General features: G+C 66.1%; 11 protein-coding genes. 1 reads left to right on the top strand and 10 read right to left on the bottom strand.

Features of this window, described 5'->3' with window-relative positions; genetic code table 11:
* A partial coding sequence (locus VGQ94_06740; GenBank protein ID HEV2022210.1) for an aminotransferase class III-fold pyridoxal phosphate-dependent enzyme occupies positions 1-871 on the top strand: 871 nt, incomplete at its 5' end.
* A 45-nt stretch (positions 872-916) separates the two neighbouring features.
* On the opposite strand, the gene hemG is transcribed toward VGQ94_06740, so the two are convergent.
* The 10 genes from hemG to VGQ94_06790 form a co-directional block, all read right to left on the bottom strand.
* Positions 917-2,329, bottom strand: a complete 1,413-nt coding sequence (hemG, locus tag VGQ94_06745) for a protoporphyrinogen oxidase (protein ID HEV2022211.1) — start codon at positions 2,327-2,329, stop codon at positions 917-919.
* Positions 2,330-2,347: 18 nt separating this feature from the next.
* Positions 2,348-3,304 carry a ferrochelatase gene (hemH, locus tag VGQ94_06750; protein ID HEV2022212.1) on the bottom strand — a complete coding sequence of 319 codons (957 nt, stop codon included), beginning with the start codon at positions 3,302-3,304 and terminating at the stop codon, positions 2,348-2,350.
* A complete protein-coding gene (hemE, locus tag VGQ94_06755; protein ID HEV2022213.1) occupies positions 3,301-4,347 on the bottom strand; it encodes a uroporphyrinogen decarboxylase in 1,047 nt (348 codons plus the stop codon). The genes hemH and hemE overlap by 4 nt, the downstream gene beginning before the upstream one ends.
* A gap of 35 nt (positions 4,348-4,382) precedes the next feature.
* Positions 4,383-4,745, bottom strand: coding sequence for an STAS domain-containing protein (locus VGQ94_06760; GenBank protein HEV2022214.1), 363 nt, complete (start codon positions 4,743-4,745; stop codon positions 4,383-4,385).
* A 191-nt stretch (positions 4,746-4,936) separates the two neighbouring features.
* Entirely contained in the window at positions 4,937-5,152 is a 216-nt protein-coding gene (locus tag VGQ94_06765; protein ID HEV2022215.1) for a hypothetical protein, read from the bottom strand.
* 38 nt (positions 5,153-5,190) lie between these two features.
* Positions 5,191-5,364, bottom strand: coding sequence for a hypothetical protein (locus tag VGQ94_06770; protein ID HEV2022216.1), 174 nt, complete (start codon positions 5,362-5,364; stop codon positions 5,191-5,193).
* A gap of 69 nt (positions 5,365-5,433) precedes the next feature.
* Positions 5,434-5,577: a lmo0937 family membrane protein gene (locus VGQ94_06775; GenBank protein HEV2022217.1), complete on the bottom strand. Its 144-nt coding sequence runs from the start codon at positions 5,575-5,577 to the stop codon at positions 5,434-5,436.
* An 84-nt stretch (positions 5,578-5,661) separates the two neighbouring features.
* Complete coding sequence (locus tag VGQ94_06780; GenBank protein HEV2022218.1) at positions 5,662-6,336, bottom strand: lipid-binding SYLF domain-containing protein; 675 nt, start codon at positions 6,334-6,336, stop codon at positions 5,662-5,664.
* Positions 6,337-6,470: 134 nt separating this feature from the next.
* Positions 6,471-6,626 (bottom strand): DUF3309 domain-containing protein, encoded by a 156-nt coding sequence (locus VGQ94_06785; protein ID HEV2022219.1) that lies wholly within the window; start codon positions 6,624-6,626, stop codon positions 6,471-6,473.
* 42 nt (positions 6,627-6,668) lie between these two features.
* A partial coding sequence (locus VGQ94_06790) for a hypothetical protein (protein ID HEV2022220.1) occupies positions 6,669-6,978 on the bottom strand: 310 nt, incomplete at its 5' end.

Raw genomic sequence — 6,978 nt, forward strand, 5'->3', positions numbered from 1 at the left:
CCCCATGGTGCGCGAGTTCGAGCAGGCCGCCACACCCAACTGCTATCGCTGCCCCTACGTCTGCCAGGACTGCGGAGCCAAGTACGCCGGGGACGTCGAGCGTCTGTTGGAGGCAGCGGGCGGCGAGGCCGCGGGCTTCATTCTGGAGGCGGTGAGCGGAGCAACGCTGGGCGCGGCGATGCCGCCCACGGGGTATCTGGAAAAAGTGGCGGTAGCCTGCGCGCGCCACGGCGCGCTGCTCATCACGGACGAGGTGATGACCGGCTGCGGGCGCACCGGCCGCAACTTCGCCGTCGAGCACTGGGGCGTAGCGCCGGACATCCTGGTCACCGGCAAGGGGATCGCCAGCGGATACGCGCCGCTGGGTGCGGTGATCGCAAACAAGAAGGTGGTGGAGGCCATCGCCCAAGGCTCCGGGTCGTTCGTCCACGGCTTCACCTACAACGCGCACCCGGTAGCGGTGGCTACGGGGCGTGCGGTGTTTGCGCGGATGAAGTCGCAGAAGCTGGTGGCAGCGGCCTCGTCCACAGGCGCCGAAGATTCCGCCGGCGCCCTGCTGGAAACCGAGCTGGACACTTTGCAGGAGTGCCGCGCGGTGGGCGACGTGCGCGGCATCGGGATGTTGCGGGGCGTGGAGTTCGTCGCCGAGAAGGCCAGCAAGCAACCGTTCCCGCCCGAGCGAAAGTTCTCCAGCCGCGTGGCCCAGGCGGCGGCCGCGCGCGGAGTGCTGGTCTATCCCATGCAGGGGTGCGTGGATGGATACACAGGCGACCACTTGCTGATCGCGCCTCCGGCGGTGATCACGGCGGAGGAGATTCGCTGGGCGGTGGGGAAGCTCCGCGAGGCGATTGAGGAAGCCGAGCGAGGGTAGGGGTCCTTCGACTCGCCTCGCCCGCTGCGGCGGGTTCGGCATCGCTCAGGATGACAGCTGTAGAGAGTTCACGATCTCCGCGGCGGCGTCGCGGCCCGAGCGGATGCAATCGGGGACACCGATGCCGCGGTAGGCGTTGCCGATGAGCGCCAGACCGGGAAGCGATTGGCGAAGAAGCGCGATCTCGGCCAGGCGGTCGAGGTGGCCGACCTCGTACTGGGCCATGGCCGCGGGCCAGCGATACAGGCGCACGAACCGCGGCTCGGCGTAGAGGCCGAGGATGTAGCGCAACTCCAGGCGGACGACCTGCACGGCTTCCTCATCGCTCAGGCCGACGAGGTCCCGATGGCGGTCGTTGAGGAAGGTACGCAACAGCAGGCGGCCCTTGGGGGCGCGGTGCGGGAACTTGTTGTGCACGTAGGTGCAGGCCAGCAGGCAGCGACCTTCGCGGCGGGGAACCAGGAAGCCGTGGCCGGTGTCGAAGCGCCAGCGCAGCGAGGGCAGGAGGGACTCCGCATCGAAGCCCAGGGCAACGGTCATGGCGTTGTTATAGGGGATCTGCGCGAGCACGGCGGCGAGCGCCGAGCTGGCTGGCTCAAGCAGGTCGCTGGCGCGGAAGGCGGGGACGGCGAGCACGACGGAGTCGAACGATTCGGCGGGGCCCGAAGCCAGAGTCACAAGCCAGCGCGCGCCTTCGCGGCGAAGTCCGGTCACCGGCATCGCCGTGCGAAGCGCGGAGGGCTGCAGCCGCGCGACCACGGCGTCCACCAATTGCTGCATGCCGCCTTTGAGAGAGGTGAAAAGCGGTTGCGGCGGCGCGCCGGCGTGTTTTCTGCGCGCGGCCAGCATGCCGCGGATCAGGCTGCCGGTCTGCGCTTCCATCGCAGCGAAGCGGGGCAGGACGGCGCGGGCGCTCAAGCGGGTGGCGTCGCCGCCATAGACGCCGGCGAGCAGCGGGTCGGCAAGACGCTCCACCACCTCGCGCCCGAAGTGGCGCTCGACCAGGGCGGCGGCGGATTCGTCCGCCGGGGAGGAGTGCGCCGGCGAGAACAGTTCGCCGATCATGCGCAGCTTGGTGCGGGTTGAGAACAAGCGCGAGAAGACGATGGGCCAGGTCCGCGTGGGAACCATGAACTGCAACCCGTCCGGCAGGGGGCGCAGGCGGCGGTTCACGACGATCCACGTCCGGCGCAGGCCGTCGTTCGAGCCGATGAGCTGATCTGCGAGGCCGAGCTCGCGGCACAGCTCCGCGGCCCAGAGTTTTTCGGTGAGGAAGGAGTCGGGTCCGGCCTCGACCAGACAGTCGTCCACGCGTTCGGTGCGCAGGACGCCGCCCAGGCGCTCGCTGGCTTCGAACAGGACATAGTCGAGTGCAGCGCCACTGCGCTTCGCCTGCTCCAGGTAGAAGGCGGCGCTCAGCCCGGCGATGCCGCCGCCGATAATAACGATGCGCTTCATGGAGTGGCGCTCATCGGGTCACTGGGGCTTGGCGATCTGCACCAAAGGTTTCGCGGGTTCTTCGGTGGAAAGGCGGGAGCGCACTACATCCGCAAGCGCGGCGATGAAGGTGGAGGAATCGTTGAGCGAGTCGGCGCGCCAGAGTTTCATCCCCTGCTGAGCCGCGAATTCGCGGAAGGCGACGTCTATGTCGTAAAGCACCTCGACGTGGTCGCAGACGAAGCCGATGGGCTGGAGAAAAACGCCGCCGTGTCCTTTCTTCTTCAGCCCCTGGATGGTGTCTTCGACCGTGGGGCCGATCCAGGGGCCGCCGGACATGCCTCGGCTCTGGAAGGCGAAGCTCCAGTCGTCCACGGTGAGTGCGGAGAGCGCCATGGCGACGAGTGCCGCGGTCTCGCGCGCTTGAGCTTCGTAAGGGTCGCCTTCGAGGATGGTGCGCGAGGGAACGCTGTGCGCGGTGAAGAGGATGGGCACACGTGCCCCCAGTTCGTCGCAGGCGCGCTTCCATCCGGATTCAAGTTTCTCCGCGAAGGCGCGGATGAGCAGCGGGTGGTCGTGCCAGGCTTCGACAAACTCGAAGTGCTCGAACCGCGGCCCGCTCTCGCTCATCGCCGCCTGGCGGTAGAGGCCGACGCTGGTGCGGGAGTTCTGCGGCGCCAGGCAGAGCGCGACCACGCGCTGGACGCCGTCGGAGGACATCTGGCCCAGGACGTCGGCGATGAACGGTGCCCAGCTGCGCATGCCGACGTAGACCGGAAGCTTCAGTTCGCGGGCCAGGAGTGCGCCCTGGCGCACGGTGATCTCGGTGAGCGGGGAGCGCTCGATGCGAGCGTAGCGTCGCTGGATCTCCTCGACCGCGGCGGGCGGAAGCGGGCGGCCGCCGGTGACGTGGCGCAAAAATTCCGGCACGTCCTCGGGGCGGTCGGGGCTGCCGTGGGCGAGCAGCAGGACAGCGGTCTTGGCGGTCTCGGTCATCTGGTTTTTGCGGCGGCGGAGTGCTCGTGAACATGGTCCGCCAGGGCGCGGACATCTTCCACCGGAGTATGCGGCAGGATGCCGTGACCGAGGTTGAAGATGTGTCCGGGGCGGCCGGCGGCGCGGGCCAGGACGTCGTCGGCGCGGGCGAAAAGCTCCGAGCGCTCCGCGAAGAGCGCAGCGGGATCGAGGTTGCCCTGCACGGCGCCGCGGAAGCCAAGGGCGCGCCATCCTTCGTCGAGCGGGATGCGCCAGTCCAGGCCGATGACCTTGGCGCCGGTTTCCTGCATGGCCGGCAGGAGGGTTGCGGTGTCGGTGCCGAAGTAGATCACGGGGACGCCGGCGGCCTGGGCGCGCTTCACTAATTCGGTGGAGTGCGGGAGAACGTAGCGGCGGTAGTCCTCCGGGCTCAGGCAGCCGACCCAACTGTCGAAGATCTGGAGGACGTCGGCGCCAGCGCGGGCCTGCTCGACCAAGTACGGCGCGAGCACGGCGACCAGCTTGGACATCAGGTCATTCCAGGCTTTGGGCTCGCGGTACATGAGCTTCTTGGTCTCGATGTAGCTGCGCGAGGAGCCGCCCTCGATCATGTAGCTGGCCAGAGTGAAGGGTGCGCCGGAGAATCCGATCACTGGGAGGCGCGAGCCGAAGTGCTGCGCGACGCGGCGGATGGATTCGGCGACGTATCCCAGGTCGGTGGTGCCGTCGGTGCGCAGGCGAGCGACGTCGGCGGCGGTGCGCACGGGTTTTTCCACCACCGGGCCCTCGCCGGCCTCGAAGTGGAAGTCCAGGCCCATGGGCTCGAGCGGCAGCAGCAGGTCGGCGAAGATGATGGCCGCATCCACGCCCAGTTTCTCGGCGGCGGTGATGGTGACCTCGGCGGCAAGCTCGGGGTTCTTGCAGATCTCGACCAGGGAATGGCGCTGGCGCACCGCGCGGTACTCAGGCATGTAGCGCCCAGCCTGGCGCATGAACCAGACGGGAGTCCGGTCCACGGGCAGGCACTTGCAGGCACGAACGAAGAGGGAATCGGGCGCAGACATGCGCCTAAGACTTTAGCATCCGCGGGACGGCGACTCTAGGCCGAGGCCTTCACGCCGCTGGCGAAGGCGCGGAGGGCCTCTTCCTCGGTGGCGAAGACCTCGAAGACCCTGAGCAGGCCGGTGATCTCGAGGACGTGCCGAACCTGGGGGGTCAGGTGGCAGAACTTGATGTCGCCGCCGGCGCGGCGGGCGGAGACCACCATGCCGACCACGCGTCCGATGCCGCCGCTATCCATGTCGCGCACGCCGCCCAGGTGGAATACCATGCGCGGCGTCTCGGGCAGAACAGCATTGACGCGTTCGCGCAGGGCGTCGGCTTCGACGCCATAGATGATGCGCCCACGGCAGCGCAGGACGCGCACATCGCCCTGGGTAAAGGTCTCGATCTCAAGCCGCATCGAACATTCCTAGGAGCCCTGGCTTGGGAGCCCTGGGGGCCCAAAACGGGCTTCGAAGCGGTTAAGCTTACAGGCGGGGCGGTGGTTTCGCAAATCCGAGACGCCGCTGCTCGAGGTGGACAGCCTTTCGCCGGAGCGGCGCGCAGGAGTCTTCCAGATGGACGTTCCGTTGGCTGGGCAGAACCCGGCAGCTAGGCCTTTTGTTTTCCCGCAATCATCAGCCCGGCTCCACCCAGGATCAACACCGCGCTCACAAAGGGCGATACCTTTTCGTCATAGTGGGTTTCAACGCCCATGTGAATGCCGCCCGCCTGAATCCCAGAGTGTTCGCTGCGAGGAATGGGGATCACGAGCGAGAGAACGCCCAGCACCAGCAGCGCAACCCCAACCCAGAATAAGGCTTTCATATGCCGTCCTCCAGAAGATCCCGGCGAAGCTGATTCGCTTACTCGGCCGGATCCTTGTGACGGGTCGTTTTCACGCCCGTCAGAATCCCCAGTCCCGCCAAAACGACTGCGCCGACGACTACCCAATGCGCAGGCACGTGCAGCAGGGTGGCCCCGTAGATGAGCCCGCCCATCAAGATCAGAAAACCAACGATGTAGAGCAAGAATGACATTGCATTTCCTTTCTTAACGCCGCTTACGACTAAATCGGATCGCCCGCCCACCGCTGGGCTATCGCAAGGTCAATCGCGACGCCCGCTCAGCAAGTTGATGATGACGACCACAACCGCGATGACGATCAGCAGGTGTACCAGGCTTCCTCCCACGTGGAAACCGAAGCCCAAGAGCCAAAGGATTAGAAGAATCACGACGATGGTCCACAACATTTCCGCCTCCTGTGTTGACTGACCCGCGCCGAACTGCGCTTCCCCCTGCACCGCACTGGCTCGGGGGAGGGCAGGAAGCCGGCGCTATTTCTTGTCTTCCGCAGCCCTGGCTTGTCCGCTGCTGCTGGCCACGGCTGCCATAAAGGACGAAGCCACTGCGGGAGCTGCTACGGAGCCGCTCAGGATAGTCCGCTGCGGGATCTTCTTGCCATAGATGGCGCGGGTGGAATCGTCATCCTTCTGCACGACGGCGCCCGTGAGCGAGATGCCGGCGAACAAGCCCTTGGAGCGCGAGTACGTGAGAATCTCGCTGTCCGCTTTCCAGTCCGTACCAGCCGAAGCATGACGCCCGACAGGGCCGGCGGCGGCACCGGCGTCGGCGCCCACCTGGAACTTGTTGGAGAGCATGCGCTGCATGCCCTGATTATTCATCACGGTCATGACCAAGTCGATGTCCTGGACTCCAAACTGCAAGCCCCAGCTTCCGCCACCGATGGAGATGAACGCCGGCGCGCTCCAGCCATGCGCGGTGCGGCAGGTGGCGACGCCACGGCCATGCTTGCCACCGAAAATGAACGCTCCCTTGATCATGTGAGGGACCACGGCGATGCACTTGGCGCTGTCCATCACTTCCTGGGGAATGCCCTTATCGGGTGTGGCCATGATCTCGTGTAGCACGCTGGCAGCCTTATCCAGCCGCTCGACGGAGTCCTCGCGGGTCGTCCCGGCCCAGGACAGGCTGCTCAGACTCAACACCATTATTGCTAACATGAATTTCTTCATCGTTGCAGCCTCCATGACTGCTCTGAAACTATCTGCCGCCGAGTTTCCCGGAGGCATTGAAACGTTCCTTGCGCAGGGTCCGACCCTGCAGACTGAACTGCGTTCACTCCTTACAGTCGCCCCAAAAGCAGCAGTACGACCAGGATCATTAAAACCAGGCCCAGGCCGCCGCTAGGCCAGTAACCCCAGCTCCGGCTGTGCGGCCAGCTGGGAAACGCTCCCACCAGCATCAGGATCAGCACGACGATGAGGATGGTTCCTAGCATATGGTCCTCCCTTAGAAACGGTCCTTGTGAAGCCCGGGGCCTCTAACGCCCCGCCATTAAATTGAGGTCCTGGTCGAGCCGGAAATTGAGAGTCGTTTCCGCAGGAACGCTTACCGCTTTTCCTTTGGTCAGGACGACTCCCCCCGCGCCCGCGCCGGCGCCCACGGCCGCACCGATTGCGGCCCCTTTTCCGCCGCCGATGATCGCGCCGATCAGAGTCCCCAGGGCCGCGCCGCCACCCACCATCACCGCGGTCTTCTTGTTGGCGCCCAGGCCCTGGCCACCCTTCTCTGTCAGGTCCCCGGTGCTGACCAGGTAGCGAGTGCCGGCAACGGTGACCCAGTCAACAACC

The organism is Terriglobales bacterium (assembly GCA_035937135.1).
Lineage (GTDB): Bacteria > Acidobacteriota > Terriglobia > Terriglobales > Acidobacteriaceae > DASYVL01.

Excerpts from the sequence above, each read along its gene's own strand:
- hemG (HEV2022211.1), bottom strand. The coding sequence starts at position 2,329 with ATGAAGCGCATCGTTATTATCGGCGGCGGCATCGCCGGGCTGAGCGCC.
- hemH (HEV2022212.1), bottom strand. The coding sequence starts at position 3,304 with ATGACCGAGACCGCCAAGACCGCTGTCCTGCTGCTCGCCCACGGCAGC.
- hemE (HEV2022213.1), bottom strand. The coding sequence starts at position 4,347 with ATGTCTGCGCCCGATTCCCTCTTCGTTCGTGCCTGCAAGTGCCTGCCC.
- VGQ94_06760 (HEV2022214.1), bottom strand. The coding sequence starts at position 4,745 with ATGCGGCTTGAGATCGAGACCTTTACCCAGGGCGATGTGCGCGTCCTG.
- VGQ94_06765 (HEV2022215.1), bottom strand. The coding sequence starts at position 5,152 with ATGAAAGCCTTATTCTGGGTTGGGGTTGCGCTGCTGGTGCTGGGCGTT.
- VGQ94_06770 (HEV2022216.1), bottom strand. The coding sequence starts at position 5,364 with ATGTCATTCTTGCTCTACATCGTTGGTTTTCTGATCTTGATGGGCGGG.
- VGQ94_06775 (HEV2022217.1), bottom strand. The coding sequence starts at position 5,577 with ATGTTGTGGACCATCGTCGTGATTCTTCTAATCCTTTGGCTCTTGGGC.
- VGQ94_06780 (HEV2022218.1), bottom strand. The coding sequence starts at position 6,336 with ATGGTGTTGAGTCTGAGCAGCCTGTCCTGGGCCGGGACGACCCGCGAG.
- VGQ94_06785 (HEV2022219.1), bottom strand. The coding sequence starts at position 6,626 with ATGCTAGGAACCATCCTCATCGTCGTGCTGATCCTGATGCTGGTGGGA.